Origin of the sequence: Amycolatopsis roodepoortensis (genome assembly GCF_014873915.1) — a bacterium.
GTDB lineage: Bacteria > Actinomycetota > Actinomycetes > Mycobacteriales > Pseudonocardiaceae > Amycolatopsis > Amycolatopsis roodepoortensis.
Genome location: NZ_JADBEJ010000005.1, coordinates 3,226,186 through 3,251,036, shown reverse-complemented (window position 1 = coordinate 3,251,036; position 24,851 = coordinate 3,226,186). Strand labels below are relative to the sequence as shown.

At 69.8% G+C, this 24,851-nt stretch carries 24 protein-coding genes and 1 pseudogene; 13 read left to right on the top strand and 12 right to left on the bottom strand.

The genetic code is table 11. The annotated features are described in order from the left end of the window. Positions 1 to 44: 44 nt before the first annotated feature. The 3 genes from H4W30_RS34465 (at position 45) to H4W30_RS34455 (ending at position 1,777) form a co-directional block, all read left to right on the top strand. Positions 45 to 626, top strand: a complete 582-nt coding sequence (locus H4W30_RS34465; RefSeq protein ID WP_192746389.1) for an Rv1733c family protein — start codon at positions 45 to 47, stop codon at positions 624 to 626. 223 nt (positions 627 to 849) lie between these two features. Beyond that, positions 850 to 1,413: a TetR/AcrR family transcriptional regulator gene (locus tag H4W30_RS34460; protein WP_192746388.1), complete on the top strand. Its 564-nt coding sequence runs from the start codon at positions 850 to 852 to the stop codon at positions 1,411 to 1,413. Between the two features lies 1 nt (position 1,414). Continuing rightward, complete coding sequence (locus tag H4W30_RS34455) at positions 1,415 to 1,777, top strand: tautomerase family protein (protein ID WP_192746387.1); 363 nt, start codon at positions 1,415 to 1,417, stop codon at positions 1,775 to 1,777. Here the strand turns inward: H4W30_RS34455 and H4W30_RS34450 are convergent, their stop codons facing one another. Next, the gene (locus H4W30_RS34450) at positions 1,778 to 2,473 is read right to left on the bottom strand and encodes a CDP-alcohol phosphatidyltransferase family protein (RefSeq protein WP_192746386.1); all 696 of its coding nucleotides are present in this window, start codon (positions 2,471 to 2,473) and stop codon (positions 1,778 to 1,780) included. It lies immediately after the preceding gene. Between the two features lie 60 nt (positions 2,474 to 2,533). Between H4W30_RS34450 and H4W30_RS34445 the strand changes: the two genes are divergently transcribed. The 6 genes and pseudogenes from H4W30_RS34445 to ribA form a co-directional block, all read left to right on the top strand. Continuing rightward, on the top strand, positions 2,534 to 3,514 hold the full coding sequence (locus tag H4W30_RS34445) for a zinc-dependent alcohol dehydrogenase (protein WP_192746385.1): 981 nt from the start codon (positions 2,534 to 2,536) through the stop codon (positions 3,512 to 3,514). A gap of 22 nt (positions 3,515 to 3,536) precedes the next feature. Then, entirely contained in the window at positions 3,537 to 3,935 is a 399-nt protein-coding gene (locus tag H4W30_RS34440; RefSeq protein ID WP_034317770.1) for a 6-pyruvoyl trahydropterin synthase family protein, read from the top strand. Beyond that, positions 3,932 to 4,999 (top strand): glycosyltransferase family 4 protein, encoded by a 1,068-nt coding sequence (locus H4W30_RS34435; protein ID WP_192746384.1) that lies wholly within the window; start codon positions 3,932 to 3,934, stop codon positions 4,997 to 4,999. Before H4W30_RS34440 ends, H4W30_RS34435 begins: the two co-directional genes overlap by 4 nt. Beyond that, positions 4,996 to 5,814 carry a methyltransferase domain-containing protein gene (locus H4W30_RS34430; protein ID WP_192746383.1) on the top strand — a complete coding sequence of 273 codons (819 nt, stop codon included), beginning with the start codon at positions 4,996 to 4,998 and terminating at the stop codon, positions 5,812 to 5,814. Before H4W30_RS34435 ends, H4W30_RS34430 begins: the two co-directional genes overlap by 4 nt. Beyond that, a complete protein-coding gene (locus H4W30_RS34425; RefSeq protein ID WP_378234875.1) occupies positions 5,811 to 6,923 on the top strand; it encodes a lysylphosphatidylglycerol synthase transmembrane domain-containing protein in 1,113 nt (370 codons plus the stop codon). Before H4W30_RS34430 ends, H4W30_RS34425 begins: the two co-directional genes overlap by 4 nt. After that, positions 6,817 to 7,401 (top strand): annotated as a pseudogene (gene ribA / locus H4W30_RS34420) (GTP cyclohydrolase II); the annotation flags it as partial. The gene H4W30_RS34425 and the pseudogene ribA, both read left to right, overlap by 107 nt. Here the strand turns inward: ribA and H4W30_RS34415 are convergent. After that, a complete protein-coding gene (locus H4W30_RS34415) occupies positions 7,357 to 8,052 on the bottom strand; it encodes a creatininase family protein (RefSeq protein WP_192746381.1) in 696 nt (231 codons plus the stop codon). The pseudogene ribA and the gene H4W30_RS34415 sit on opposite strands and share 45 nt — an antisense overlap. Positions 8,053 to 8,070: 18 nt before the next feature. On the opposite strand from H4W30_RS34415, the gene H4W30_RS34410 reads away from it, so the two are divergent. The 4 genes from H4W30_RS34410 to H4W30_RS34395 all read left to right on the top strand — a co-directional run bounded on the left by H4W30_RS34410 (position 8,071) and on the right by H4W30_RS34395 (position 12,049). After that, the gene (locus tag H4W30_RS34410) at positions 8,071 to 8,859 is read left to right on the top strand and encodes an inositol monophosphatase family protein (protein ID WP_192746380.1); all 789 of its coding nucleotides are present in this window, start codon (positions 8,071 to 8,073) and stop codon (positions 8,857 to 8,859) included. A 147-nt stretch (positions 8,860 to 9,006) separates the two neighbouring features. Next, positions 9,007 to 10,011, top strand: a complete 1,005-nt coding sequence (locus H4W30_RS34405; protein ID WP_225950623.1) for a glycosyltransferase family 4 protein — start codon at positions 9,007 to 9,009, stop codon at positions 10,009 to 10,011. A gap of 54 nt (positions 10,012 to 10,065) precedes the next feature. Beyond that, positions 10,066 to 10,803, top strand: coding sequence for a GNAT family N-acetyltransferase (locus tag H4W30_RS34400; protein WP_192746379.1), 738 nt, complete (start codon positions 10,066 to 10,068; stop codon positions 10,801 to 10,803). Positions 10,804 to 11,089: 286 nt separating this feature from the next. Further along, entirely contained in the window at positions 11,090 to 12,049 is a 960-nt protein-coding gene (locus H4W30_RS34395) for an NAD(P)-dependent oxidoreductase (protein ID WP_192746378.1), read from the top strand. Here the strand turns inward: H4W30_RS34395 and H4W30_RS34390 are convergent. The 10 genes from H4W30_RS34390 to H4W30_RS34345 all read right to left on the bottom strand — a co-directional run bounded on the left by H4W30_RS34390 (position 11,967) and on the right by H4W30_RS34345 (position 24,800). Beyond that, on the bottom strand, positions 11,967 to 12,929 hold the full coding sequence (locus H4W30_RS34390; protein ID WP_192746377.1) for an LLM class flavin-dependent oxidoreductase: 963 nt from the start codon (positions 12,927 to 12,929) through the stop codon (positions 11,967 to 11,969). The genes H4W30_RS34395 and H4W30_RS34390 overlap by 83 nt on opposite strands. A 16-nt stretch (positions 12,930 to 12,945) precedes the next feature. Beyond that, complete coding sequence (locus H4W30_RS34385) at positions 12,946 to 14,868, bottom strand: GTP-binding protein (protein ID WP_192746376.1); 1,923 nt, start codon at positions 14,866 to 14,868, stop codon at positions 12,946 to 12,948. A 213-nt stretch (positions 14,869 to 15,081) separates the two neighbouring features. Continuing rightward, entirely contained in the window at positions 15,082 to 16,527 is a 1,446-nt protein-coding gene (locus H4W30_RS34380) for a glycoside hydrolase family 3 protein (protein ID WP_192746375.1), read from the bottom strand. A 3-nt stretch (positions 16,528 to 16,530) separates the two neighbouring features. Continuing rightward, the gene (locus tag H4W30_RS34375; protein WP_126733996.1) at positions 16,531 to 17,361 is read right to left on the bottom strand and encodes a carbohydrate ABC transporter permease; all 831 of its coding nucleotides are present in this window, start codon (positions 17,359 to 17,361) and stop codon (positions 16,531 to 16,533) included. Beyond that, a complete protein-coding gene (locus H4W30_RS34370; RefSeq protein ID WP_192746374.1) occupies positions 17,358 to 18,344 on the bottom strand; it encodes a carbohydrate ABC transporter permease in 987 nt (328 codons plus the stop codon). Before H4W30_RS34370 ends, H4W30_RS34375 begins: the two co-directional genes overlap by 4 nt. Continuing rightward, positions 18,341 to 19,633 (bottom strand): extracellular solute-binding protein, encoded by a 1,293-nt coding sequence (locus tag H4W30_RS34365; protein ID WP_192746373.1) that lies wholly within the window; start codon positions 19,631 to 19,633, stop codon positions 18,341 to 18,343. The genes H4W30_RS34370 and H4W30_RS34365 overlap by 4 nt, the downstream gene beginning before the upstream one ends. A 351-nt stretch (positions 19,634 to 19,984) precedes the next feature. Continuing rightward, on the bottom strand, positions 19,985 to 20,410 hold the full coding sequence (locus H4W30_RS34360; protein ID WP_192746372.1) for a DoxX family protein: 426 nt from the start codon (positions 20,408 to 20,410) through the stop codon (positions 19,985 to 19,987). Between the two features lie 158 nt (positions 20,411 to 20,568). After that, entirely contained in the window at positions 20,569 to 21,765 is a 1,197-nt protein-coding gene (locus tag H4W30_RS34355; protein ID WP_192746371.1) for a ricin-type beta-trefoil lectin domain protein, read from the bottom strand. 116 nt (positions 21,766 to 21,881) lie between these two features. Continuing rightward, entirely contained in the window at positions 21,882 to 23,924 is a 2,043-nt protein-coding gene (locus tag H4W30_RS34350; protein WP_192746370.1) for a hypothetical protein, read from the bottom strand. Between the two features lie 78 nt (positions 23,925 to 24,002). Further along, on the bottom strand, positions 24,003 to 24,800 hold the full coding sequence (locus tag H4W30_RS34345) for a thioesterase family protein (RefSeq protein ID WP_192746369.1): 798 nt from the start codon (positions 24,798 to 24,800) through the stop codon (positions 24,003 to 24,005). Between the last annotated feature and the right edge of the window lie 51 nt (positions 24,801 to 24,851).

Here is a 24,851-nt window from a genome sequence, read left to right as displayed (position 1 = left end):
ACGGCTTTCTCCGGCGCAGGCTTACCCGGTGAAGGAGGTCCGTCGTGTCGCTCGTGTACCTGTGGCGCCGGATCCACCTCGGCCGGAATCCGCTCGCCCGCGGCTCGGACCGGGTCGAGGCGGCGATCCTCGTCTTCGGTGTCCTGATCGCGCTGCTCGGTGTGCCGCTGGCCGCGGCGGCCGGTTCGGAGACCTACGCGGCCATGATGGAGCGTTCGGCGCTGGAGACGGCTTCGCGGCACTCGACGACCGCGTTCCTGCTTGAGGACGCTCCGCCGGCCCGTATCGGCGTCGACGGGATGCCCTCCGCGGAGACGGCTTCGGTGGCTGCGCGGTGGGCGTTGCCGGATGGGGACTTTCAGGAGGCGCGTGTCGCCGCCGATCTCGGTGCGTCGGCCGGGGACGCGGTGACCGTATGGCTCGACGAGTCCGGCGCCGTGGTCGAGCCGCCGGTGATGCCGCTGGACGCGACCAGCGCGGGGATCGGCGTCGGGGTGGGGGTGTGGCTGGCGGCGGTGACGCTGCTGGCGGCGGGGTATGTGCTCGCGCGGTGCCTGCTGAACCGGGCGCGGTGGGCGGCCTGGGGCCGGGAGTGGGAGCGGTTCGGGCAGGACTCGCGGTCTTGAGGCGCATTTAGTCGACTAAACGCTTTGAGGTACGTGAAGGCCCCCTTGCCTACTTTGAGGGTAGGGAAGGAGGCCTTCGCGGCCGTCGGCCCTCGCAGGGGACGCAAGTTGGTCGGCTAAATGCGGAGACGTGGGCCCTGACCTGCGGGTTCTCGCGAAAGTGGTAGCAAAGGTCCCTTGCTCCCCCTTGAGAGTTGTACCTACTAGTATGTACGGTCACGACGTGGACAAGAGGGAGAAACTCATCGAGAGCACCCGCGAGCTCCTGTGGGAGCGCGGCTACGTCGGCACCAGCCCGAAGGCGATCCAGGAGCGTTCCGGCGCCGGCCAGGGCAGCATGTACCACCACTTCCAGGGCAAGTCCGAACTCGCGCTCGCCGCGATCGCCCGCAGCGCCGACGATCTGCGCGCCAGGGCGGAGGCCGAGTTCTCCGGCCCAGGCTCGCCCATCGAGCGCCTCACCGTCTACCTGCGCCGCGAACGCGCCGTGCTCAAGGGGTGTCCGGTCGGCAGGCTCGCCCAGGATCCCGACGTGATGGCCGACGCGGAGCTCCGAAAGCCGGTCGAGGAGTTCTTCGGCTGGCTCACCGGTCGCATCGCCGAGCTGCTCGAAGAGGGCCGCGCGGCCGGTGAACTCGACCGGTCGCTCGACCCGCTCGCCACGGCGACCGCGCTGGTCGCGGCGCTGCAGGGCGGCTACATCCTCGCCCGCGCCGCGGGCTCCCCGGACGTGTTCGCGAAAGCCGTCGACGGCGCCCTCGGCCTGCTCGCCACCAAGGAGAACTGACATGCCCTTCGTCCGCATCGACGCCATCGGGACCGGCAAGCTCGAATCCCTCGGCAACGCGGTCCACGACGCGATGGTCGAAACGCTCGGCATCCCGGACGATGACCGCTTCCAGGTCCTCAACGGCCAGAACACCCTGAAATACGACGACTACCTGGGGATCCACCGCGACGAAGGGGTCGTCTTCGTCGCGATCACCATGCGGCAGGGGCGCACCGACGAGCAGAAGAAGGCCCTCTACCGGCGGATCGCGGAGCTCGCCGAGGAGTACGCGGGGACCGAGCCGCGGAACGTGCTCGTCACGATCACCGAGAACAATCCGGTCGACTGGTCGATCGGGAACGGCGAAGCGCAGTACGCGTGATCAGGCCGGCGCGGCGGTGAAGGCGTGCTGCTCCAGCAGCCACCACGTGTCGCGCCCGAACGACCAGGCCAGCAGCGCCAGCGCGCCCAGCGTGACCATGAAACCGGCCCAGAGCGGCAGGATCGCCGACGCGGCCACGACCAGCACGATCCCCTGGACCGCCGCGACCGTCTTGCGCGCCATGCTCGGCGGAAGCGGCGTGTTCAGCCACGGCCACAGCCTGCCCGCGACGACGAAGACGTAGCGCATCGCGCCGATCGTGAGCACCCACGGGCCCAGCACCTGCGCGACGACCACGCTCAGGATCAGGATCAGATACGCGTCGACCTCCATGTCGAACCGCGCGCCCAGCGGCGACGCCGTCCCGGTGCGGCGGGCGACCTGGCCGTCGACGGCGTCCAGGGCGAGCGCGACCGACGCGAGGACGACCATCGCGACGATCTCCCGGCCCGCGGTGTCGACGACGAGCGCGGTCACGCAGCCGACCAGCCCCGACCGGGCGAGCGTGACGGCGTCGGCCGGGCCGAGGGAGCGCGCGGTGCTCCGGTTCAGGCCGTAGGTCAGGAATCCGCCCACGGCGAGGCCGTAGGCCGCTCCGGCGAGCCAGCCCAGCGGGCCCAGCCCGGCGACGGCGTCCAGCGTCCCCAGCAGCGCCAGCTGGACGAGGACCCCCAGGAAAACTCCGGGGTTGATCACGAGGCCTCCTCGTTATGGTGGCGGTGACCCCGCTTCCAGGGTCCGACATGAGAGGACACGATGGAACGCGCCTTCTGGTTCAGTGGTTCCGGTGACGGTGAGCTCAGGCCGGTCTCGCTCCCTCCGGTCGGCGACGGCGAGGTGCTGGTCCGCACCCTGTGCACGGGCGTGAGCCGGGGCACCGAGACGCTCGTCTTCCGCGGCGAGGTCCCGCCGAGTCAACGCGCGGCCATGCGCGCGCCGTTCCAGGAGGGCGACTTCCCGGGCCCCGTGAAGTACGGATACCTCAATGTCGGCGTGGTCGAACGTGGTCCACAAGACCTGGTCGGGCAGGTCGTCTTCTGCCTCTACCCGCACCAGACGCGGTACGTCGTCCCGGCGTCGGCCGTCACGCCGGTGCCGCCCGGGGTCCCGCCGGAGCGCGCGATCCTCGCGGGGACGATCGAGACCGCGGTCAACGCCGTCTGGGACGCGTCGCCGAAACTCGGCGACCGGATCGCCGTGGTCGGTGCCGGCATGGTCGGCAGCAGCGTCGCGAAGCTGCTGGCCGGGTTCCCGGCGACCAGGGTCCAGCTGATCGACGTCGATCCGGAGCGGGCGAAGATCGCCGAAGCGCTCGGTGTCGACTTCTCGACACCGGAGGACGCGCTGGGAGACTGCGATCTCGTCGTGCACGCGAGCGCGAGCGAGGCGGGGCTCGCGCGGTCGCTGGAGCTGCTCGCGCCGGAGGGCGAGGTCATCGAGCTGAGCTGGTACGGCGACCGCCGCGTCAGCGTGCCGCTGGGCGAGAACTTCCATTCGCGGCGGCTGACGATCCGCAGCAGCCAGGTCGGCATGGTCTCGCCGTCCCGGCGGCTGAACCGGAGCTACGCCGACCGCTTGGCGCTCGCTTTGCGGATTTTGTCGGACCCCGTCTTTAAGGTGCTGGTCAGCGAGGAATGCCGGTTCGACGAACTACCGGACGTCTTGCCGCGTCTGGCCGCGAATGAACCAGGAACGCTCTGCCTCCGTGTGACCTATCAGTTGGAGGACACGCGCTAAGGGCACGACCGCAGGAGGTCCGTTGTTCAGTATCACCGTCCGCGACCACGTCATGGTCGCCCACAGCTTCCGCGGCGAGGTCTTCGGCCCCGCGCAGCGGCTGCACGGCGCGACCTTCCTGGTGGACGCGACGTTCCGCCGGTCCGAACTGGACGCCGACAACATCGTCGTCGACATCGGGAAGGCGACCGAAGAGCTCAAAGCGGTGCTCGCCGACCTGAACTACCGCAACCTCGACGACGTGCCCGAGTTCGCCGGGATCAACACCTCGACCGAGTTCCTCGCGAAGGTCATCGCGGACAGGCTCGCCGACCGCGTCCACACGGGAGCGCTCGGGGAGGGGGCGCGCGGGCTCGAAAGCCTCACCGTCTCGCTGCACGAGTCCCACATCGCGTGGGCGAGTTACGAGCGCGCGCTGTGAGCGGCCTCCACGTCGTCCTGCCCAACGACATCGACGACGTGAGCGCGCCCAGCGGCGGCAACGTCTACGACCGGCGGCTGTGCGACGGTCTCGTCGCGGCGGGGACGGAGGTCCACGAGATCGCCGTGCGCGGGAACTGGCCGCGGCCCGACACCGAGGCACGCACCGTGCTGGCGCGGAAACTCGCCGGACTGCCCGACGGATCGGCCGTCCTGCTCGACGGGCTGGTCGCCTGCGGGGTGCCCGAGGTGATCGCGCCCGCCGCGCGGCGGCTGTCGATCGCGGTGCTGGTGCATCTGCCGCTGGCCGACGAAACAGGGCTGTCGCCGTCACTCGCCGCCGAGCTGGACCGGTTGGAACGCGAGACGCTCGCCGCGGTCGAGGCCGTGGTCGTGACCAGCGCCTGGGCGGCGCGACGGCTGATCGAGCACCACGACCTCGCCCCGCACCGCGTGCACGTGGTGCCGCCCGGGGTCGACCGGGCCGAAGTCGCCTCCGGGAGCCTGGACGGGACTCGGCTGGTCTGCGTCGCCAACGTGACGCCGCGCAAGGGACAGGGCCTGCTCGCGGACGCGTTGAAGTCGCTCAAGGACCTGCCCTGGACCTGTGAGTGCGTCGGCGCCATTCCCCGCGAGACCCGCTACGTCGAGCGCCTGCGGCGACACACGCTCGGCGACCGGTTCACTCTCACCGGCCCGCGATCCGGCGAAGCGCTCGAAGCGACGTACGCGGCCGCAGACCTTCTTGTGCTGCCGTCGCGCGCGGAGACCTACGGCATGGTCGTCACCGAAGCGCTCGCCCACGGCGTTCCCGTGCTGGCGACCGCCGTCGACGCGCTGCCGGACACCCTCGGCCAGGCGTCCGACGGCAGTGTGCCCGGGATGCTCGTCCCCGGCGAGGACGTCGAAGCGCTGGCCGCCGCCCTCCGCCGCTGGCTCACCGAACCTGAACTGCGTGACCGCCTTCGTGCCTCCGCCCGTCTTCGTCGCGAGACGCTGACCGGCTGGGACGAGACGGCCCGCGGGGTCGCCGCCGTACTGCTGAGCGAAAGGACGGCGGCATGACCAAGTACGCCCCCAGCTGGCTCCAGTTGCGTGAGGACGCCGACGCCGCCGCCCGCGCGACCGAGCTGATCGAGCCGGTGCGTGCGTTCCTGTGCGGGCAGGACGAGGTCGTTATCCGGGATCTGGGTTGCGGCACCGGCTCGCTCGGCCGCTGGCTGGCCAGGCGGCTGCCCGGCCGCCAGCGCTGGATCCTGCACGACCGCGACGCCGATCTGCTCGCCCACGCGCAGGCGCGCACCAGCCGTCCGGACCACGCTTTGGACGGCAGCGAGGTCACGGTCGTCACCGAACAGCGTGACATCACCGGGTTGCGCGCGGAGGATCTCGCCGGGACCTCGCTCGTGGCGGCGTCGGCGCTGCTCGACCTGCTCACCGCCGAGGAGATGTCCCGGCTGGCGGAGGCTTGCGTCGAAGCGGGCTGCGCGGTCCTGTTCACGCTGAGCGTTTCGGGCCGGGTGGTGCTGTCTCCCAAGGACAAGTTCGACATCGAGATCTCCGACGCCTTCAACGCGCATCAGCGCCGGGTGACCGACGGGCGGTGGCTGCTCGGTCCGGACGCGGTGGACGTCGCTTTCGGCGTCTTCGAACGGCTCGGCGCCACCGTGCGGCGCGCTCCCAGCCCGTGGCGGCTCGGGGCCGACCAGGCCGCGCTGACCGCGGAATGGCTCACCGGCTGGGTCGGCGCCGCCTGCGAACAGCGGCCGGAGCTGGCGGCGGACGGGGACGCCTATCTGCGGTGGCGGCTCGCGCAGTGCGCGGCGGGCGAGCTGGACGCGGTGATCCAGCACGAAGATCTGCTGGTGGTGCCCGTGTGAAACGGTTCTGGCCGTGGCTTCGGATCCTCGGCGCGCTCGGCATCCTCGGGGTGCTCGTCTGGCAACTGGGCACCGGCGCGTTCCTGGCCGGGCTGCGCGAGGTCGACGCGGGCGGGATCGCCGCCGCGCTCGGGATCGGTTTCGCCACCACGGTTTTCAGCGCCTGGCGCTGGTGCCTGGTCGCACGGCGGCTCAGCCTGCGGTTGTCGCTGCCGAGCGCCGTCGGCGAGTACTACCGCGCGTTGTTCCTCAACGGTGTCCTGCCGGCGGGCGTCCTCGGCGACGTCAACCGGGCCGTGCAGCACGGCCGCGAAACCGGTGACGTCCCGCGCGGTGTCCGCGCGGTGGTGCTGGAGCGCACGGCCGGGCAGATCGCGGTCATCGGCGCTTCGGTCGCCGTCGTGCTCAGCGTGCCTTCCGTGGTGCCTCCGCCGATCGGCGGAATCGTCACGGGCGCCGGGATCGTGGTGGTCGCCCTCGCGCTCACCCTGATCGTCACCGGGCTGACGGCCGGGAAGCGGTGGATCCACAGTGGATCGAAGTGGCGCCGCGGCTTCGCCGTCACCCTCGCCGACGTCCGGCTCGGTCTGCTGACCAAGGAGACCTGGCCCGGCGTGAGCCTGCTTTCGGCCGCCACCCTGGCCGGGCATCTCGCGCTGTTCGTCGTCGCCGCGCGCGCGGCCGGGGTCACCGCGCCGGCCGGCGAGCTGTTGCCGTTGATGATCCTCGCCCTGCTCGCGATGGGCCTGCCGCTGAACATCGGCGGCTGGGGCCCGCGCGAAGGGGTTTGCGCGCTGTTGTTCGGCGCGGCGGGACTCGGTTCGGCGCAGGGCGTCACCGTGGCCGTCGTCTACGGCGTGCTCGCGCTCTTCTCCAGCCTTCCCGGTGCGGGCGTCCTGCTCGCGCGTTCCGTCAGGAGTCACCGAACAGAGGAGGAACCCGATGACCGTCGAGAGGGTCGTGGAGACCAGGCTGCCCACCCGATACGGCGTCTTCCGCGCGTATGGGTATCTGGACGCCGACGGCACCGAACAGATGGCGCTGGTGCACGGCGACGTCGCGACCTCCGGCACGCTGGCGCGGGTCCATTCGGAGTGCCTCACCGGTGACGTCTTCAGCTCGATGCACTGCGAATGCGGCGACCAGCTGGCCGCCGCGCTGCAGGCGATCGTCGACGAGGGGGCCGGAGTCCTCGTGTACGCCCAAGGGCATGAAGGACGCGGGATCGGTCTGCTCGCGAAGCTGAAGGCGATGCGGCTACAGGAAGAGGGGCTCGACACCGTCGAAGCGAACATCGCACTGGGCCTGCCGGTGGACGCGCGCGACTACCGTGCCGCGGCGGAGATCCTGAACGACCTCGGGGTGCGGTCGGTGCGGTTGCTGTCCAACAACCCGGCGAAGGTCGACCAGCTGAAACGGCACGGGGTGCGGATCAGCGAACGGGTGCCGCTGCTGGTCACGCCGAACGACGAGAACCTGCGGTACCTGCGGACGAAACAGGAGCGGATGCACCACTTCCTGCCGCATCTGGACCTGATCGAGTCAGCCGAGAGCGGCCAGGGTGTCGCTGAAGCTCTCCACCAGTGACTCCAGCACCAGCCGCCCCTTCTCCGCCGTCGCGAGCGAAGGCCGCCCGACGACCCCGGATTCCGAATACGGGCGCAGGCCCACCGTGAGCAGGTGCCGCCTGTCGTCGGCGAGGTGATCCGTCTCGGCGAAACCGGGCCGGACCAGCGAGGGATGCGCGTGCAGCAGGAGGGAGGTCTCCAGCTCGCCGGCGTGCATGTCGCTGTCCAGCGACGTCTCCAGCCCGGCCGCGTCGTGCGCCGCCTGCCAGCCTTCGACGCCGGGGAAGAGCGCCATCGGCGACGTCGACTCCTGGACGACGTTGGACAGCACGTAGTTGCCGCCGTGCGCGTTCACCAGCACCAGTTTCGGCACGCCGGACCGGCGCAGCGAGGCCGCGACGTCGTTCACCACGGCGTACAGGGTCGCGGCCGAAACGCTGACCGTGCCCGCCCAGTCCGCGTGTTCGTGCGAGCAGCCGATGGTGATCGGCGGGAGCCGGAGCACCGGGTACGCCGCGGCGAGGGCGCCGGCGATCGTCGTCGCGATCAGGGCGTCGGTGGCGAGCGGGAGATGCGCTCCGTGCTGTTCGAAACTGCCGACGGGCAGCACCGCGACCTCGGCGCCGCGGGCGCTTTCGTCGGCCGTCGTGGCCGTCGGGAACAGGTCCATTCCGGCTACGGTACCCATATGACCGACCACGCCGCATTGTTGTCCGTGGCCCGCGAGGCCGTCGCGAAGGCGACCGGGATCATCCGCTCGATGACCTCGTTTTCCGTTGCCGCCAAAGGTGATCGCGATATGGTGACCGACGTCGACCTCGCCGTCGAGGACGCCGTCCGCGAGTTCCTGGCCCGCGAGACGCCGGGGATCGGCATCCTCGGCGAGGAACGCGGGCACGAGGGCGACAAGGATCTCTGGTGGGCGCTCGACCCGGTCGACGGCACGGCGAACTTCGCGCGCGGCATCCCGCTGTGCGGCGTTTCGCTCGGCCTCGTGGACGGTCTCAAGAGCACGGTCGCGGCGATCTCGTTGCCGTTCCTCGACGTCACCTACACCGCTGTCGAGGGGCAAGGCGCGTACGCGGGCGAAGAGCGTCTTGAGGCGTCGAAAGCGACGGAGCTGTCCGACGCGATCGTGAGTGTCGGCGACTTCGCGGTCGGCGAGGACGCGGAGGCCAAGAACCGCGTCCGGATGGCGCTGCTGGGCGAACTCGGCGGCCGCGTGCAGCGGATCCGCTTCCTCGGCTCCGCGGCGATCGACCTGGCCTGGGTCGCGGACGGCAAACTCGACGCGAGCGTCATCCTCTCCAACCAGCCGTGGGACACGATGGCGGGTGTCCTGCTGGTCCGGGAGGCCGGGGGACTGGTCGTCGACACCGACGGCGGCGACCACACGGTGCGTTCGGCGGCCACCATCGCGGTCGGTGCCGGCTTGCGTGACGAGATCGTCGCCGCGATGGCGCGGGCGGCGGGCTGAACTTCGTCACGCGGGAATTGAACCGGACGGGCGCCGCATCCGTGTCTACCGGTAAGGCGCCCGCATCTGGAGGTAACCGTGACCGAACCGGTCGTCTTCGTCCTGCCAGGGGACACTGAGGACGTCAGCGGTGAATACGACCGCCGGATGTGCCAGAACCTCCCGGCCACCGGCCTCCCGCTGCTGGAACTGCCGATCGCGGGCGAATGGCCGATGCCGGGCCCGCTATCCCGGTCGAGACTGGCCCGTTCGCTCGCCGCGCTGCCCGACGACACCGTCGTCCTGATCGACGGCACGGTCGCCTGCGGGGTCCCGGAGATCGTGGTCCCGCACGCGCGGCGGCTGCGGCTGGCCGTCCTGGTCCACCGGCCGCTCGCCGACGACCCCGCGCTCGATCCGGCGCAGGCCGCCGAACTCGACGCGTGCGAACGGGAGACCCTGCGGCTGACGGGGATGATCGTCGCCACCGGACCGTGGCTCGCGCGGCAGCTGATCGACCGGCACGACCTCGACCCGGCGCGGGTCTACGTCGCGACACCCGGCACGGACGCGGCCCCGCTCGCCGCCGGGGCCGACGGCGTCTCCCGGCTGCTGTGCCTCGCGCCGATGACCGCGCGCCACGGCCAGGACGTGCTCATCCGCGCGCTTTCGATGGTCGACGAACTGGCGTTCAAATGCGTGTTCGCCGGCGCGACACAGCACGATCCCGCGTATGTCGACGAACTGCGCTGGACTGTCGAACGGCTCGGGCTCGGTTCCCGGATCAGCCTCATCCAGCCGCCGGAAGACCTCGATCTGGTCTACGACGGCGCGGATCTGCTCGTGCTGCCCGCACGCGGCGGCACGTCCGGTCTGGTCGTCGCGGAGGCGCTCGCGCGCGGGATCCCCGTGGTGACCACGGAAACCGCCGGCGCGCACGACGCGCTCGGCACCGCGCCCGGCGGCGGCGTCCCCGGGATGCTGGTGCCGCCGAACAATCCCTCGGCGCTCGCGGCGGCGTTGCTGCGCTGGTCGCTCGACGCCGAACTCCGCCATTCCCTGCGGACGTCGGCGCTCGCGCGCAGCAGTGTCCTGGAGGAATGGGACGTCGCCGCGGGCAGGCTCACCGACGTCCTTTCCCGGCTGCAGGCGGCGCCGCGTCAGCCCGCTTGATCATCGCCCGGAAGCAGCTATCGGGCGGGTCACGGGCTCGCTTGACTTGGCGGCATGCGAATCGTCGATCTTGCGTCCCGTCCCGATCTCCTCGATGCCGCGCTGAACCTCGGCGATGTCGGCGGTGAGTTCATCTACGCCGGGTTCAGCGGCAAGATGATCACGCCGGAACGGTTTTTGCGCCATTGGTCGCGGTATTTCCTGATCGCGCTGGACGACGACGGCGAACCGATCGCGCGGGCGCTGTCGGTCCCGCTGACCTATCCGGCCGAGGACCGCCGCGAACTGCCGGCGCACGGCTGGGACGAGGCGATCCAGTGGGCCGCGCAGGATCTCATGGACGGCCGGGCGCCGGACACCCTGTGCGCTCTCGAAGTCGTTGTGGCGCCGCAGATGCGCGGGACGGGCCTGTCCACGCCGATGCTGAAGGCGCTGAAGGCGCGGGCGGCCGAGACGGGGCTGAAGCGGCTGATCGTCTCCGTGCGCCCGATCGGCAAGGAGGACGAACCGGACACGCCCATGGAGTCCTACGCCGTCCGGCGGCGCGAGGACGGGCTGTTCGCCGACCGCTGGCTGCGCACCCACGAACGGCTCGGCGCGCGGATGATCAAGGTGTGCCCGTTCGCGGTGACGATCTCGGGCTCGATCGCGGACTGGCACGAGTGGACCGGCGTCAAACTCGCCGACGGCGACAACGTGATCCCCGGCGGGATCGCGCCGGTGCACGCGAACGTCGAGCGGGACCTCGGGGTCTACGTGGAGGCGAACGTGTGGATGGAGCACCCGTTCTGAGCGGTGGTGCCGGGTGGTGGGCGGTGAGGGTGGAGTCGCAGGGGCAGCCGGGTGCTGCGGCCTGGTGCGGTGCCGGGTCGCGGTAAGCGCTCGTTCACGACCCGGGCGTGCCGCGAGGATGTCGCGAAAGCCACTTTCGGGACATCAGGCGTCGCGAAAGTGGCTTTCGCGACACGCGCTCCGGCCGCGGGCGCCGCGACACCCGCGCCTAGTCCGTTCCTCGCGATTTCCGCCGCGATCGTCGCATCGGCCGCACCCGGCCCCGGCCGTGCCGCACAGTAAGGCCATGGGTATCTCGCGAGTCGGTTTCGCCGGGCTGGGCAGTATGGGCGCGCCGATGGCACTGAACCTGGCGCGGGCCGGAATCCCGTTGCTCCGGTGGAACCGCACCCCGGGTAAGGCGGACCAGGTCGCCGACGTGGCCGAGCTCTTCGCGCGGTGCGACGTCGTGATCCTGATGCTCAAGGACGAGGAGGCCGTTGACGCCGTGCTCGATCGCGGCGGGCCCGCGTTCGGTGGCCGGGTGGCCGGCCGCACGATCGTCCACATGGGAACGACGGCGCCGGAGCATTCCCGGGAACTGGAGGCCGACCTCCTCGCGGCCGGGGCGAAGTACGTGGAGGCGCCGGTCTCCGGCTCACGAATCCCGGCGGAGGCGGGCGAACTGGTCGCGATGCTCGCGGGGGATCCCCGCACGATCGACGAGGTCCGGGAGCTGTTCGCGCCGATGTGCCGGGAAACCGTGTACTGCGGGCCGGTGCCCAACGGGCTTCTGATGAAGCTGGCGGTCAACGTGCACCTGACCGGGGTCGTGACGAGCCTGGCCGAGACGGTGCACTTCGCCCGTGCGCACGGGCTCGATCTCGGCCTGCTCGCCGGCGTCCTCGGCGCGGGACAGCTGGCAAGCCCGATCCTGCGGGTCAAGGCCCCCAAACTCGTCGAGGAGGAGTTCGCGCCGCAGGCCTCGATCGCGAACGTCCTGGCCAATGTCGAGCTGATCGCGGCCGCGGCGAGGCAAGCGGGACTCGACTTGCCGCTGATCGAGGCGTCCCGCGCCCTCTACGCCGAAACCGCGCGGCTCGGTTTCGGCGCGGAGGACATGGTCGCCGTGATCAGGGCGCTCGACGCCCGGCCGCATTCAGAGGACGAAATGCGGCCAGAGGTCAGCCGCGCAGGGCCGCCGCGATCCGGCCCGCCGCGGCGAAGGACTCCTCCTCCGGCTCGCCGAGCAAGGGGAGCAGGATGACGGATTCGGTCCCCGCCGCGTACAGCGCGCGGATCTGCTCGACACAGCGGTCGAGCGACCCGCTGATGCTCAGCCTGTCGATCCACTCGGGCCGCAACCGCCGGGCCAGGTCTTCGCGGTCGGTAGCGGCCTTGACCTCGGCCAGCAGTTCGGCGCCGAAGTCCAGCGGTTCCAGCGCCGGACCCGAGTTCGGCCCGATCGCGGAAGCCACGTCGGCGCGCGCACGCTCGCGGGCCCGTTCGGGATCGGCGTCGAGGGCCAGCCAGTTGTAGACGGCGATCGAATGCTCCTCGACGCCGATGAGGTCCCGCGTCGCGCGGACGTACTCCGGGGTCGCCGGTTCCGCCAGTAGCGTCCCGTCGGCCACCCGGCCCGCCGCCGCGAGCGACTTCGGGCCGCGGACACCGGCGACGAGTTTCGGTGGCAACGCGGGCGGGAACTCCAGTTCGACCCCGTCCAGCCGGACATGCTTGCCCTCGAAGGAAACCCGCTCACCCGCCAGCAGCCGCCGGACGACCGTCAGCGTCTCCTCGAAAGCGGCCAGCGCCGACTTCGGCCACGCGTCGATCTGCCGCATCCAGCTCGGCACCCCGTGCCCGAAGCCGACGATCAACCGCCCCGGGTGCAGCTCCGCCAGCGCCGCGATCTCCATCGCCGCGATGGCCGGGTTCCTGGCCACGGCGGGCATGATGCCGATGCCGAGGGTGATCTTCTCGGTGGCCGCCAGCACCGCCGACGCCGTCGCGATCCCGCCGGCGTAGAAGCAGTCTTCGACGATCCAGACCTCGTCCAGGCCTTCCTGTTCCGCGCGCCGGGCGAGGCCGGTGAGCCGGGCGGCGGGCAGTTCGCGCGGGATCCTGACCCCGAGCCGAGCGACCATGACGTTCTCCGTTCCCTCAGACGCGCCGCAGCACGTGTAGCAGATATTCCTTGCGGTCCAACGGGTTGTGATCTGTTCTCGACCGTGACGGCGCCGCTGTCCGGACGGGCCGGTAGCCGTGGAAGACGGTCTCCATCGCCCCTTCCCCTCGGGTCGCCGAGGGCAGGAGCTGGTGTACCTCATGGGTTTTCGCCGCCGGGATCTCGCCGTCGAGCTCCGCGGTCCCGCCTTTGGTGAGGGTCGTACGCGGGATGGCGCGAGCCCGCGCCAGCAGCGCGGTGACCGGGCCGAGCGTGTCGGCCGGGGCCTGGAGGGTGAACCGGTGCATCGGTTCGTGCACGGTCGTCCCGGCTTCGCGCAGGGCCGCCATCAGCACCAACGGCGTCAGATCGCGGAAGTCGCCCGCGGTGCTGGACATACTCTTGTCGAAGGTGCCGTGTGCGTGGCTTTGCCTGGCGTAATAGCCGGAATGTGTCATCGTCACCACGCAGTCGAGCACCTCCCAGCCGTGGAGGCCTTCGCGCAAGGTCTCCTTCACCGTGTCCTCCACGGCTTTGACGAAGGAGTACGGCATCGAGCCGAGTTCGACCTCCAGCCGGAACGAGATCCCGCTCCCGGGCGCCCCCGCCTCGACGCGCAACCCGACGGTCGCGAGGAAGGGGTTGGGCGCCTTGCCGATGAGTTCGGCGGCCGACCCGGTGCCGGAGACGCGTTCGACGCAGATCGTGGTCGTCCCGCTGAACGTGACGTCGATGCCGTACTCGTCCGCGAGCGTCGCCTGTATGACCTCTTTCTGCACTTCCCCGTACAGCGAAAGAGAAGTCTCCTGACGGACCTCGTCGTGCCGGAGGCCGATCAGCGGATCCTGTTCGGTCAGCCAGGTGAGCGCCTGGTGCAGCGGCCCGCGGTCGGCCGGGCGCACCGGGGAGACGACGGTCTCCAGCGTCGGCGGTGAGAACAGGGCCTCCCGCACATGCTCCGGCCTGGTCCCGAGCACGTCCCCGATCCGGACGTCGAGCCCCGACAGCTTCGCGATCCGCCCGGGTCCGGCCGATCCCGAGGATACGGCCGAGCCGTTGTCGAAGACGCTGATCGCGGTGACCTTGCCTTCGCCGTCGCCGAGCGGGACCTTGTCGCGCACGGCGACACTGCCGGAGAACAACCGCACGTAGGCGATCTTCTCGCCGCCCGGCTCGCGTTCGACCTTGAACACCGTGCCGGACAGCGGCGCGTCGGCGTCGCCTTCCTTGGCGGGCAACAGATTCTCGATACCGTCCCGGAGCGCGCCGATACCCGCGCCGGTGATCGCCGAGCCGAAGTAGACCGGATACGCGAGCCCTTCGGCGACTTTCGCGGCGAGCTCGGTGCGAAGCCGTGGCGGCGTGAATTCGTCCGGAGCGGTGAGATAGCCGGCCAAGAAGTTCTCGTCGAGCGTCGCCAGCAGGTCGATCACCCGATCGGGTTCCAGGGGATCCAGCGCGATGGCCGAAGGCGTGAGTTTCCCGGTTATCTCCCGGAACACCCGGTCCGGATCGGCGCCGCGGCGATCCAGTTTGTTCACGAACAGCAGTGCCGGGATGCCCAGCCGCCGCAGCGTCCGCATCAGGACGCGGGTCTGCGCCTGCACCCCTTCGACCGCCGACAGCACCAGGACGGCCCCGTCGAGCACACCGAGCGCGCGTTCGACCTCGGCGATGAAGTCGGGGTGGCCGGGGGTGTCGATCAGGTTGACGGTGACGTCGCCGATGGCGAACGACACCACGGCCGCCTTGATGGTGATGCCGCGGGCGCGTTCCAGTGCCAGCGTGTCGGTCTGCGTGCTGCCGTCATCGACGCTGCCCAGTTCACCGATGATGCCGGCGGTGTGCAGCAGCCGCTCGGTCAGGCTCGTCTTCCCGGCGTCGACATGCGCCAGAATTCCCAGGTTGAGGGTCTTCACGAGATGTCTTGTCCTCGAGGTAGGCGGAAGTTGCCTGGTGGAAGGACGTGGACATGCGCAAGACGATCATCTCCTCTGCCGGGAACCGATCTTCCCGACTACAGCACCCCCGCTCCGGCGCCGCAACCGAATTACCCCGAACGCGATTCGTCCTCTGGATGCGGTACATGCACACGCAAGTACCGCATCCAGAGGACGAAATGCGAGAAGGGGTCAGGCCAGGTATTCAGCAGCGGCGCGAAGGCTGACGTAGGACCCGCTGAACGTGTCGATCCGCGGGCCGTCGTCCGAGTCCGGTCCCGGCACGCCGGTCTCGACCCGGATGTACTCCACAGAAGACTCGCGCAGCCAGCCGAGGAATTCGCGGACCTCGGGGTGCCGGTGCGCCTCGCGCGTCACGACCACGAGGTCGCGGGCGCCCTGGACGGCGTCGATCGCGGTCGCGATCTCGTTCCCGGTGACCTTGAGCGTCCGCGTGCCGGGGACGAGTCCGGTCAGATGCGAGCCGAGCCCCCACGGCATCGGACCGGCCGCGACGATCGGCTTGGTTTCGATGTCGATGACCAGCGGTGGCCCGGCCAGCTTGGGCGAACCCTGGATCCGCAGCGCCTTGCGCGCCGCCTCCAGCCCGAGCTGGTGATCGACCGGGACGATCGGCGTCGACACCGGCGGGGCACCGAGCGCCGCCACCCGCTCCGACGCTTCGGCCAGCCGCTCCAGCGGCAGTTCACCGGACTCGACGGCGGCCGCGATGACCGCCGCGATCCGGTTCAGCTCGTCCTCTTCGAACGACACGCCGCCGAGGCACAACGCGTCGGCGCCGGCGATCAGCGCCCGCACCGACGCCCGGCCGACGCCTTCGGTCTTGCCGAGTTCGCCTGCCACGGCACCCATGTCGAGTGCGTCGGTGACGATCGCGCCGGTGAAACCGAGTTCGCCGCGCAGGACGTCGGTGAGCGCCTTCGGGTTGAGCGTCGACGGCAGCTCACCCCACGCGGGCACGACGAGATGCCCGGTCATCACCGCGCGCACCCCCGCCGCGATCGCCGCCTTGAACGGGACGAGTTCGATCTCGTGCAGTTCCGCCTCGGTCCTGGGCAGCACCGGCATCGCGTGATGCGAATCGTCGGTGGCCGCCCCGTGCCCGGGGAAATGCTTGGCCGACGCGGCGACGCCGTACTTCTGCAGGCCGGTGATGTACGCCGCGACATGCGGCGACGCCTTCACCGGATCCGAACCGAACGCCCGGACCCCGATCGAGGGATCCTCGGCCGCCAGCGTCAGATCCGCGCACGGGGCGAAGTTGATCGTGACCCCGCACGCGGCCAGCCGCTCGCCGAGTGCCGCCGCGACCGACGTCGTCAGCTCGACGTCGTCCGCGGCGCCGAGTGCGAGCGGTCCGGGGACGAACGAGCCGGTGGCGACGTCGAGCCGCGTGACGTCACCGCCCTCCTCGTCGATGCCGACGAGCACGTCGGGCCGTTCCGCCCGCAGCTGCGCGCTCAGCGCGGCCACCTGCTCGTCGTCGACCACGTTGCGGCCGAACAGGATCGCGCCGCCGAGACCGTCGGCCACCTTGCGCCGCAGCCAGTCCGGCGCCGTCGTGCCGTCGAAGCCCGGCACGAGAACCGAGCTGGCCAACTTTTCCGGTGAGGACAACGCTTATCCCTTCACTGCGCCTGCGGTCAGGTTGGACACGAGCTTGCGCTGGACGAGGATGAAGAACACCAGCGCGGGCACGGCGTAGATCACCGACGCCGCCATGATGCCGCCCCAGTCCACGGAAAACGCCGTCCGGAACGACGAAAGCCACACCGGCAGCGTCTGCTTGCTCTGGTCGCGCATGAACACGAACGCGAACAAGAACTCGTTCCACGCGGTGATGAAGCTGAACACCGACGTGGTCACCAGTCCCGGGGCGAGCAGCGGCAGCGTCACCCGGCGGAACGCGCCCGCCCGGCTGCATCCGTCGATCATCGCGGCCTCTTCGAGGTCGTACGGGATGCCGTTGACGAAGCCGTAGAGCATCCAGCACGTGAAGGGCAGCGTCGCCGCGAAGTACACCAGCAGCAGCGAAGGCAGCTGGTTGAGCAGCCCGGCGTCGCGCATCAGCAGGTACATCGGGATCAGCAGCGCCTCGAACGGCGCCAGCTGGGCGACCAGCACCAGCATCAGGAAACCCTTGCGCCCGCGGAATCGCATGCGGGACAAGGTGACCGCCGCCAGTACGCCCGCGACGAGCGAGCACAGCACGGCGCCGATCGTGACGATCAGGCTGTTGGTGAGATAGGTGGTGAACCCGGGCTTCGTCAGCGCCGTGACGAAGTTTTCGAACGTCACCGAGAGCGGGACCAGGTCGTACTCCGGTGACAGGACCTGGCCCGGCGTCTTCAGCGAGGACGTGACCATCCAGTACGTCGGGAAGACGAACAGGAGGGCCACGATCACCCCGAACGTGCCGAGGCCGATCCGCTGGATCAGGGACTTCTTCATGACAGATCGGCCTCCTTCGTGCGCACCAGCAGCTGGACGTACCGGGCGGTGAGCAGGACCAGCACGAGCATCATCAGCAGGGCGGCGGTCGCCGCCAGGCCGAAGTGGTTGCCCGCGAGGCCCTTGAGGTACATGTAGACCGGCAGTGTCGTGCTGGCGCCGTCCGGCCCGCCCTGACGGATCGCCCACACCTGGGCGAACAGCTTGAAGTCCCACAGGACCGACAGGAACGTCACCATGGTGAGGATTGGCCGGATGGCGGGCCAGCTGACCGCCCAGAACGCCTGCCAGGCGTTCGCGCCGTCGATGCCCGCGGCCTCGTACTGCTCCTTCGGGACGCCGAGAAGTCCGGCGTACAGGGTGAACGCCACGAACGGCACGGCCTGCCAGACGACCAGCAGGCCGATGACGGTCAGGGTGCTCGGCCCGGTGGAGAACCAGGAATACCCGATGAACCCGTCGAAGCCGAGTTTCGCGAGCGTCTTGTTCAGGATCCCGTACTGCTGATCGAAGATCCACTGGAAGACCGTGGTCGTCGCGAGCACCGGGGTCGCCCACGCGAGGATCAGCGCGACCTGCAGGATCACCCGGACGACCGGATTGAGATGCCGCATCAGCAGCGCCATGAACAGCGCGAGCAGCAGGGTGGTGAGCACGACCGCGGCGGTGAACACCAGCGTGCGGACGGTGATCTCCCAGAATTCGGGGTCGGACAGGATCTCGGAGAAGTTCTCGAATCCGATCCAGACCATTTCTCCGGAGACCAGCTCACGGAGGTCGAGCTTGCGGAAACTGATCCCGATCAGCTGCAACGTCGGCCAGCCGAGCAGGACCAGGATCGCGACCAGCGCGGGAAGGATCAGCAGATACGGCGCCGTCCGTTCGCCGAGACGGAGGCGCCGATTCGATTTCGGCGGCTTGATGCGCGGCGAAGCCGGCGGGGAAGACCCCGCCGGCGTCGTCACATCTTTTGTCGTGGTCATCCGCCGATGAGCTTGTCGAGCGCGGCGTTGGCGTCGGCGGTCGCCTGGTCGAGCGATTTCGCGCCGGTCAGGTACGCGGTCATCATGTCCTTGATCGGGTTCTGACCGGACTCGACGTCACCCCACTTGGGGCTGGTCGGCACGGCGCGGCCGTTCTGGGCCGCCTCGGCCATGACCTTGCCGAACTCGCTGCCGGCGAGGGCGGAGACGTCGGTCGAGGTACCGGGGACGTAGCCGGCCTTGGCGAACTCGGTCTGGTACTTCGGGGTGCTGATCAGCTTGACGTAGTCCTTGGCCGCGGCCGCGTTCTTGCTGTTGGCCGGGATGACCAGGTTGGAGCCACCGAGGAAGACCGGGGCAGGCTTGCCCGCGGTCTTGCCGGGGATCGGGAAGGCGCCCGACTTCCCCTTGATCGACGGGTCGGTCTTGGCGGCGGTCTCGATACCACCCGACACGGCGATCATCATCGCGACCTTGCCCGCGCCGTAGATACCTTCCTGCTGCGGCGTCGCTTCGTCGGCGTCCTTTGGCGCCTTGGTGCCGGAAGCCTCGGTGAGCTGCTTGTAGAACTCGAGCCCGGCCTTCGCCTGCGGGGTGTCCAGCGTCGACTTGAAGGACTTCCCGTTGGCCTGCGCGATGTCGCCGCCCTCGTCCCAGATGTAGGACAGCAGCTCGTACCAGTTCTGGCCGGCGTGGTAGAGGGCCTGGAACTCGGGGTCGCTGCCGAACTTGGCCTTGAGCTTGGTGATCGCGTCGAGCCATTCCGTCCGCGACTTCGGCGTCGCGGTGATACCGGCCTGCTCGAACATGTCCTTGCGGTAGATGACCTCGCGGTTGGCCGCGTAGAACGGGACGCCGTAGGTCTTGCCGTCGAATTCGCCGGAGGCCTTGAGGCCCTGGAGCCACTGGTCGCCGTTGAAGTCCTTCACGCTCGCGGTGAGGTCGGAGAGCACGCCCTGGTTCGCGAACGCGGGGGTCTGGGTGTTGCCCAGCTCGATCACGTCCGGCGGGTTGTCACTGGCCAGCGCGGTGGTCAGCTTCTGCTGGATGCCGTTCCACTGCTGGATCTCGTACTTGACCTTGACGCCGGGGTGCGCGTCTTCGAATTCCTTGTGGAGCGAGTTCGTCAGGGCTTCCGGGGCGGTCCCCGTCATGAGCCAGACCGTGAGCGTGCCGTTCGAGGCCGGAGCGCTCGAATTCGTGCTGTCGCCACTGCCGGAACCGGCGCAGCCCGCCGTCGCGAGGGTGATGGCGGCGGCGCCCGCAGCCATCTTGAGCCAGCGCTTCACTCGTGCCGTCCTTTCGATGCCCGGCCACCATGCCGGGCTCCCACAAAATGGTGTAGACCAATGCGGGCAGCGTGGTACGTACCACTCCGACTGTCAAGCAGGTGGCCGGTTCGTTGTAAACGAGCCGCAATCTTTAACCTTGAGTGAGCGCATGATCACGCTGATGATCGGATTTCGGCGTCCTCGTCAGAGTCTCGCGAGGCGCGCTGACATGCGGTTTTTCTTTGGCTGTACCGGTGATCGGGGCATTCGGCGGGAGGCTGTTGCGCCGTTCGGAGGAAGGCAGGGCTCGCGTTCGCCGAACGGGGCCGCGGCATGATGATCACGGTGGATGCCGGGGCCGCTCGCGGGCTAGCGCAGGCCCTCGTCGTCTTCGGCCGGCGGCTTGATGCCGAGCAGCGCGCGCGTCTGGTCCTGGAGGAACCACGCCAGCGTCGCGCAGACGATCAGCAGGACGAGCGGCAGGACCGGGCCGCCGTTGGGGAGGATGAACAGCTCCGTGACGCTCGCGCCGACCATGACCCCGGCCAGGAGAAGCGCCGACGGCCCGCCGAGGCGGGGGACGAGCAGCCCGATCGCGCCGCCGACCTCGAGCACGCCGGTGACGTACCGGAGCCATTGCCCGAGCCCGATCTCGGCGAAGGTCTGTTCGGTGTGGCCGCCCGCGAACAGCAGATAACCGCTGTAAAGGAACTCGGCCGCGAGCGCGACGCGCACGATCCACAGCACGATCGAGCCGATGAGCCTGCCGCGGGTACCGCTGGTTCCTTCGGGCATGCCGGGCATCTTTCTCCTGGTGGGCGAGGCTGGCAAGGCGCTGCCGAGGAGCCGGGACGCGTCGCGAAAGCCACTTTCAGGACGTCTGATGTCCCGAAAGTGGCTTTCGCGACACGGCCGCCGGCATCGCGAGCCGCATTCAGAGGACTAAACGCGGGTCAAGCAGGGATCTGCCAGGACTGGCCTGCCGCGCCGTCGCAGGTCCGGATCACCAGCCGCGTGCCCTCACCGGTGCCGCCGCCCTCGACGTCGAGACATTTGCCGGACTGCGGGTTGACCAGCGTCGAACCCTGCCGCCGCCAGGTCTGCGCCCCGGTCGTGTTGCAGTCCCACAGCTGCACGCGCGTCCCGTCCGCCGTCCCGCTGCCGGCGACGTCCAGGCATTTCCCGAGCGAGCGCAGAGTGCCGTTCTGCACGGCCCACGTCTGCGCGGGGGTGCCGTTGCAGTTCCACAGCCGGACCGCCGTGCCGTTCACGGTCTGCGAATGGTCGACGTCGACGCATTTCCCGGTCACCCCGGTGATCCGCCCGGCCGGATACGGGCTGCCGCCGCGGATCAGGTACTCGCTGTCGGCCACGTTCCAATGCGTCGCGAGATAGCTGCCGGGCGCGGGGTTGGTGTGGAAGTAGTCGTCGCCGAGGCAGTCGATCTGGTTCTCCGGCGCGCCGGGGCACACCTTCTTCAGCCCGCCCGGCGGGAGGCCGCCGTGGTCGTAACACATGATGTCTTCGTCGTCCCAGCAATGGCCGTACGGTGTCGCGTTCGGCGCGCTGCTCTGGACGGCGCCCAGGTTGTGCAGGAGTTCGTGCCCGGTGGCCTGCCAGCTCCAGCAGCCCGTGCCGACGGTGGCGTAGTGCGGGCCGCCGTTGTACGGGTTGCTCGCGCCGGGACTGTCGTTGCCGCCGTTGCCGAAAGCGAGCCCGCAGCCGCCGGCGTCGAACCAGACGATGTACTTGCGGTCGGCGCGGTTGTAGCCCTGTGCCTTGATGGCGTTGGTGATCGTGTCCACGTTCGCCATCGCGGACTGGGTGATGACGACGTTCGCGATCGTGGCCCGGCAGCTCGCGTCGTGCACGTACCGGACGTGCCGGACGCCGCCGCCGAGCCGGGCCGCGGCTTCGACGAAGAGATCGTCGATCTGGCTCGTGAAGGTCTGGAACTGACCGGCGAACTGGCCGTATCGGTCCGCTTGCGTGTTCCCGCGGACATAAAGCGCTTGAACGCGTTTTCCGCTGACCCCGTCACCGTCGCAGACCGCCGGGGCTTCGGCCGCGACGGCCACGGGAGCGGGCACGGAAAGGAGGCCGAGCGCCAACGCGGCGCCCGCCACGAGTCTGAGGAATCTTCCGGTCATGCCGAACCGCCTTTTCATCGCAGGGATGAGGCATCCGGATGCGTCAAAGAGGTCTAGACCGGCTGGAATCATAAGCGGCGGAAGGTGGGCATGTCACTGACAGAACAGGACACACGTCACTTCTGCTCACCGAGGAGTATCTGTTCGAGCAACAGGTCCACGTCCCTGGCGGACTCGGCTTCGCCTATCCGGTGGAACGTTTCGGCGGCGCGGAGCGCGCGCCGGGCGGCTTCACGCACCCGGCCCGCGGCGCTGAGCACGTGGGCGGCGACGTGGTCGAGCTGGGCGACGAGATGTTCCCGGACGGGCGCGGTTTCGGTTTCCACGGCGTGCACGGCGGTTTCCGCGGCGTCGAGCGCGGTCAGCGCCGCGTCGAGGTCGCCGGACCGCAGCCGGGACAGCGTCGCGGCGTTGCGGCAGGTGGCGGCCACGTAGCCGCCGCCGATCGCCGAGGCCGCGTCGGCGGCCCGCGCGTAGAAGTCGGCGGCGTTCGCGCCGTAGCCCAGCAGGTCGAGTTGCTCGGCGGCGGCCATGCTCACCGAGATGAAGGAATGCCCGGTGTCGCCCGAATCCTGGAGTATTTCGGCGAGGACGGCGTATTCGTCGAAGGCGCGTGAGGATTCGCCGAGCGCGCGGTAGCTGTCGGCGTACATCCATCGGCAGCGGTGCGCCCAGTCCGGTGACGCGGTGAGCAAGGCGATGGTGCGGGGTGCGACGTCGAGCACGTCGTCGTACCGGCCGGCGCCGTGCAGCGCGGTGACGAGGACGTACCAATGTTCCGCGGTGTCCTTGCCTTTCGACGCGGCGACACCGAGCGCCGCGTAGGCGTCGTCGACGGCTTCGGCGAACCGGCCGGTGCCGATCAGCGACAACGCACGGAGATGACGCAGATGTCCGCGCAACCGTTCCGGGCCGCCAACGGGCAGCGTCGACAGCAGGTGCTCGACGAAGAGGTCCAGTTCGTCGAGCGATCCCGTGCGCTCGTAGGCGATCCGGACCTGTTCGACGGCCTCGACGGCCTTCTCGCCGACGTTCCCGACGATGAAGGCGTCCGTCGCCGCCCGCGCGAGTTCCAGCGCGGTCACCGGATCCTCGCCGTCGCCGTTCCGCAGTGACGCTTCCAGGCAGAGAAGTGTGCCGTGGAGCAAGGGATCGCCGGCTTCGCGCGCCCGCCCGGCACCCCGCCGCAAGGCCTCGTACGCCTCGGGATTACGGCCCTGCCCCGAAAGCACGTGCGCCAGCCAGTATTCGCCCCAGCAGGCGGCGCGATCGTCCGTCCCGGCACGCAACCGCGCCGCGGCCACCGTGGTCAGCGCGACCCCGGTCTCGGCCTGATCGTCGAAAACGAGCCAGAGCCCGAGCCAGCATTGGTTGAGCAGGAACCGGGTTTCGTCGTTCTGGCGCCGGAATCCGGCGGCGGCTCGGCGCAGCCGTTCTTCGGTGTCATCGCCCTGGAAGAAGATCGCGCGAAGTTCGGTCAGTCGCGGGGCGATTTCGTCCGGGACGGTTCCGATCGCCGCGAGACAGGCTCGCGCCTCCTCCGGCTCGCACCGGTGATTGTGGATCTCCGCGCGGATGACCAGTTCCTCGGCGGACAACCCCGGCGGTGGCGCGATCGGAGCCCGGGGGAGCGCGGAAGGCAGGAGCGGCACGAATTCCGCGACCGGGTGCTCGGCCATTTTCCGTTCGGCGTACGCGGTGAAGTAGCCGGTGTCCTCGTGTTCGTCGAGTTCTTCGGCTTCGACGAGCGCCGCCGCCCGCATCCGCCGGTGGAGCCTGCTCAGGGGGACACCGTCGTACGGACCGTCGAGAATGAACGGGATCGCGCCGTATCCGGTTTCCGTCAACCGGCGGGTGAGCAGCGCGGCCGAGGCGAAGAACTCCAGCCTGTCCACGGCGTCCCCATGGTCGCCCACACCGTCCAAAAGCGACAGAAGTTCGACACCGGTGTGCTCGTTGCCGGTGAGGGCGCAGAACTCCAGGCGCAGCGCGTGATCGCCGTAGCGGAGCGGATCCCCGGCCGACGCCCTGCTCACCCATCGGTAGGTCGACGCGGCCTCGGCGTATTTGCCGGCGGCCGCCAGCGGCACCAGCGTCCGGCAGAGCCGGGTGATCTCGGCCCCGCCGGAGCCGTCCGCGCGGCGCGGTTCCACTTCCATGGTCCTGCCCCCAGAACAATGACGTCGACGCCGGATCTTAACTCCCGGCGCCGCGTCATGACCCTGCTTTCGGGTGGTTCAGGGGACGCGTACGGCGGCGATTTGCGTCGCTTGCCCGATCAACCGGTTCTTCTCGTCCCAGAGTTCGGCGACCTCGTCCATCCGGTCGCCGCCGATCTCGCCCGCGCGCATCCGCACCCGGACCGGGCCCGGCGCCGGGATGCCGCGCAGGTACGCGGTGAACTGGACGGTCGGCGCCCAGCCCGCGATGCCGAGGTCGTAGGAGATCGGCGGCACCGGGTCGAGCGCCACGAGCAGGCTCACCGGATCCCAGTCGGTGCCGTCGGCGAGCCGCAGCCAGGACGAGATGACGCCTTTCCGGGACGGCTGTCCCACCGCGAACCCCGCCGAGGCCGGGTCGATCCGCTGCTCGACGACGTCCATCAGGCCGATCCGGAAGCCGCCCCCGCCGTCGGCCGGTACGGGCAGGCAGTCCTGCTCCGGCGGGATTTCGACCGGATCCACTCCGGACCACCACGCGTCGCCGTCGGCCAGGACGCCCTGCGTGATCAGGGCTTCGGTGCAGGGCTTGCCGTGCTGGCTCAGCCGCGCGCGCAACTGGGTGAGGCCGCGGCCTTCGCGCAGCACCTCGACCTCGACGACCGCCGGGCCGGGCTCGGGGGCCACGGAGAACGAGCCGCTGATCGCGGTCAGATGCGGATGCGAGGAGACCTCGGCGGCCGCCCTGGCGAGCACGGCGAGCAGATAGCCGCCGTGCAGCTTCGTCCCGATCGTCCACTGTGGATCGAGTGTGGTGTCGAACACCGGGCCGTCGCCGCGGCGGACGAGGGCGGTCGCGGTCTCAAAAGGCGCCATGAGCAAAGCTGACACCGTCAAGTTGACGGTGTCAAGTCAATGCTGGCAGGA

Bases quoted from the DNA above. Each gene is read 5' to 3' on its own strand.
- H4W30_RS34455 (WP_192746387.1), top strand. From the start codon at position 1,415: ATGCCCTTCGTCCGCATCGACGCCATCGGGACCGGCAAGCTCGAATCC.
- H4W30_RS34445 (WP_192746385.1), top strand. From the start codon at position 2,534: ATGGAACGCGCCTTCTGGTTCAGTGGTTCCGGTGACGGTGAGCTCAGG.
- H4W30_RS34430 (WP_192746383.1), top strand. From the start codon at position 4,996: ATGACCAAGTACGCCCCCAGCTGGCTCCAGTTGCGTGAGGACGCCGAC.
- H4W30_RS34415 (WP_192746381.1), bottom strand. From the start codon at position 8,052: ATGGACCTGTTCCCGACGGCCACGACGGCCGACGAAAGCGCCCGCGGC.
- H4W30_RS34410 (WP_192746380.1), top strand. From the start codon at position 8,071: ATGACCGACCACGCCGCATTGTTGTCCGTGGCCCGCGAGGCCGTCGCG.
- H4W30_RS34405 (WP_225950623.1), top strand. From the start codon at position 9,007: ATGTGCCAGAACCTCCCGGCCACCGGCCTCCCGCTGCTGGAACTGCCG.
- H4W30_RS34400 (WP_192746379.1), top strand. From the start codon at position 10,066: ATGCGAATCGTCGATCTTGCGTCCCGTCCCGATCTCCTCGATGCCGCG.
- H4W30_RS34395 (WP_192746378.1), top strand. From the start codon at position 11,090: ATGGGTATCTCGCGAGTCGGTTTCGCCGGGCTGGGCAGTATGGGCGCG.
- H4W30_RS34390 (WP_192746377.1), bottom strand. From the start codon at position 12,929: ATGGTCGCTCGGCTCGGGGTCAGGATCCCGCGCGAACTGCCCGCCGCC.
- H4W30_RS34375 (WP_126733996.1), bottom strand. From the start codon at position 17,361: ATGAAGAAGTCCCTGATCCAGCGGATCGGCCTCGGCACGTTCGGGGTG.
- H4W30_RS34370 (WP_192746374.1), bottom strand. From the start codon at position 18,344: ATGACCACGACAAAAGATGTGACGACGCCGGCGGGGTCTTCCCCGCCG.
- H4W30_RS34360 (WP_192746372.1), bottom strand. From the start codon at position 20,410: ATGCCCGAAGGAACCAGCGGTACCCGCGGCAGGCTCATCGGCTCGATC.
- H4W30_RS34355 (WP_192746371.1), bottom strand. From the start codon at position 21,765: ATGACCGGAAGATTCCTCAGACTCGTGGCGGGCGCCGCGTTGGCGCTC.
- H4W30_RS34350 (WP_192746370.1), bottom strand. From the start codon at position 23,924: ATGGAAGTGGAACCGCGCCGCGCGGACGGCTCCGGCGGGGCCGAGATC.
- H4W30_RS34345 (WP_192746369.1), bottom strand. From the start codon at position 24,800: ATGGCGCCTTTTGAGACCGCGACCGCCCTCGTCCGCCGCGGCGACGGC.